Source organism: Caulobacter sp. D5 (genome assembly GCF_003185805.1).
Lineage (GTDB): Bacteria > Pseudomonadota > Alphaproteobacteria > Caulobacterales > Caulobacteraceae > Caulobacter.
This window is the reverse complement of the sequence record NZ_QHJY01000455.1, coordinates 1-2,851: the sequence shown is the minus strand read 5'-3', so window position 1 is coordinate 2,851 and position 2,851 is coordinate 1. Positions and strand designations below refer to the sequence as shown.

At 73.4% G+C, this 2,851-nt stretch carries 3 protein-coding genes; all 3 read right to left on the bottom strand.

Annotated elements, in window-relative coordinates; genetic code table 11:
- On the bottom strand, positions 1-2,243 hold a 2,243-nt coding region (locus DMC18_RS23505), incomplete at its 3' end, for a glycoside hydrolase TIM-barrel-like domain-containing protein (protein ID WP_199232621.1).
- Positions 2,243-2,674: an NlpC/P60 family protein gene (locus DMC18_RS23500; protein ID WP_110120743.1), complete on the bottom strand. Its 432-nt coding sequence runs from the start codon at positions 2,672-2,674 to the stop codon at positions 2,243-2,245. The genes DMC18_RS23505 and DMC18_RS23500, both read right to left, overlap by 1 nt.
- The coding region (locus DMC18_RS23495; protein WP_199232620.1) for a phage BR0599 family protein at positions 2,671-2,851 on the bottom strand (181 nt) is incomplete at its 5' end. The genes DMC18_RS23500 and DMC18_RS23495, both read right to left, overlap by 4 nt.

Genomic DNA, 2,851 nt, shown 5'->3' with positions numbered 1-2,851 from the left:
ACCAGGCCCGAGGCCTCGCCCGGATCGATCGCGACCCCGCCCCGCGCCGCCACGGCCAGCACCAGTTCGCCCACGCCCATCGATCCGGCCCGGCCGTTCAGCCAGTGGCCCAGGCTCCAGTTGCCCGCATCGGCCCACACGCCCGCCCGCGCCGGAAAATCCGGAAACGGCCGCGCGTCCCAGCACCAGGCGCAGGCCTGCTCGATCATCGGCCCGCCATAGACCGGCGAGAGCGGATTGGCCGCCGGCTCGGCGATCCAGCCCAGCACCGCCTCCAGCGCCCGCCGCTGGCCCAGCTCGTCGCGCGTCCCGTCCGAGAACGGCGGCAGGGCGCTCTCGGCGCTCTTGGCGTCGACGAACAGGTTCGGGGCGTTGGCGCCCTTGTCCACCGCCCCGCAGCCGAACTCGATCAGCCGCATCGGCTTGGACATCGGAACCCAGGCCGTAGACGTCGCTGAGCGCACGCCCAGCGGCCGGTCATGATGCGGATGGCTCCACCAGGCCAGCAGGTCCTTGGGCCGGAACACCCAGGCCTCGCCATGCGCCCCGTCGGTGATCGGCGTACGCGCCTGCGCCGCCCGCGCCGCATCGGAGGCATAGAACCAGTCGAAGCCCTCGCCGCCCGTCAGCCCGTGACGCAGATAGGCCCCGTCATGCGGCCCGTCCCAGCCGGCGACGGCGTCCAGATGCTCCTGCCCGTCCCGCCAGTCGGTGATCGGCGGATAGTAGTCGATCCCCACGAAGTCGATGTTCTCATCGGCCCACAGCGGGTCGAGATGGAAGTGCACGTCGCCCGAGCCGTCGGCCGGCTGGCTGCCGAAATACTCGCTCCAGTCGGCCGCGTAGCCGACCCTGGTCGCCGGCCCGACCAGCGCCCGCACCTGCCCGGCCAGCGCCTGCAGCGCGCCGACCGCCGGAAAGCCCGCCGCGTCCCGCAGCCGCGTCAGCCCGACCAGCTCCGAGCCGATCAGGAAGCCGTCCACCCCGCCGGCCTGCGCCACCAGGGCCGCGTAGTGCCGCACGAACCGTCCATAGCCCCAGGCCCCGTCGAAGAAGGCGGCCACCTGGGTCGCGGCCGCCGTCGTCTTGTGCGCCGTGCCCCGCCGTCCCGGCCCGGGATGGCAGGTGATCCGCCCCCGCCACGGGTAAGCCGCCTGCTCGGCGCCGCCGTACGGATCCGGCAGTCCGTTGCCGGCCGGCACGTCCATCAGCACGAACGGATAGAGCGTCACGGCCAGACCCCGCCGCTTCAGCTCGACGATCGCCTGCACCACCGCCGCGTCGGTCGGCGTGCCGCCATAGGCCACCCCGCCGTCGCTCGACGAGATCAGGTGCGCCCCGTCCCGCTCGACGCCCGCCACGCTCCAGGCCATCGGCTCGGTCGGCTTGTCGGCCAGCTCCACGCCCGGCCGGATCTCGCACGCCCCGCAGCGCAGGTCGGCGCCGAACCAGGCCACCACCAGGTTCACGTGCTTCACCTTCGGCAGCTGCGCCTGCAACTGGTCCAGCGACACCAGCAGGTCCGCCCGCCCCTCGGCGTTGTTGAGGTTCTCCGCGCTGGTCCGCGTCAGGCCCGCGCGCCGCAGCACCACGTCGGTGGCCAGCACGAACTCGCCGGCCCCCGGGATCAGGCAGACGCTTTCCAGCCGGTCCTCCAGCGCGCTCCCGTCGCCCGCCGGCCGGCGGAACACCTCGAACGACAGCTGCGGCGGCCGCCCGCCGAAGTCGTCCAGCATCAGGTCCTCGAACACCACATAGGCCGCGCCCCGAAAGGCCGGCGCGGCGTCCTCGCCCTCCACCGCCACGATCAGCGGGTCGGCAAGCTGGTCCTCGGTTCCGCGATGCACGCGCATCGTCACCCCGTCCATGTCCAGCGCCTTGCCGTCGGCCCACACCCGGCCGATCCCGTCGATCGGCCCCTCGCCCACAGCCAGGGCGAACGACAGGCTGTAGCCGTACGACCGCGTCCGCCCCGCCTTGCTGCCGCTCGTCGTGCGATGCTCGCGAAACCGCGCCGCCCAGATCACCTGGCCGGCCACCCGCGCGCGGCCGAACACGCACGGCATGGCCGCGCCCTCGGCCGCCGCCGTCAGCTTCAGCTCCGAAATCCGCGGCCCGACCTGCCGGGCCGGGCTCAGCGAGGCGATCAGGCTCTGGTCGATCGCCGCCCCGATCGTCGCGCCGATGGCGCTTCCCGTCGGGCCGAACTGCGAGCCGACCGACTGCAGGATCATCTGGGCCATCAGACATGCTCCGGAAAGGAAAAGGCGGCCGCCAGCCGGGGCCGCCACCAGGCGCCCAGCCAGGTCTCGACGCAGGCCCGGCCCCAATAGGCGTGGATCATCCGCGTCCCCTCTTCGGAGAGGATCGCGCAGTGCTTGGCCGGAACGCCCCGCGCCATGCGGAACACCAGCACGTCGCCCGGCCGCGCCGTCGCCGGCTCGAGCGGGATCAGCACGCTCGCCAGCCCCGCCAGCAGCGGCTCGCCCTGCCCCAGTTCCGCCCAGTCCGGCCGATAGGGCGGCGGCGTGATCTCGGCCCCGCCCAGCGCCCGCCACACCCCGCGCACCAGCCCCAGGCAGTCGCAGCCGACGCCCTTCAGGCTGGCCTGATGCTGATAGGGCGTGCCGATCCAGCCCCGCGCCTCGGCGAGCACCAACTCCCGGGCGCTCATCGCCGCCCGCCGTCGTTCACGTCGCCCTCGACCGGATAGAGCGTCAGGAAATCCTCGCCCGGCAGGCTCGTAAAGCCCCGGAAGTTGACGCCATTGGAAAACACCTCGCGGCAGGTGGCCCATCGCCGGTCGCAGCTCGCGCCCGGATGCGCCGCCAGGTCCACGCCGCACCGCGCG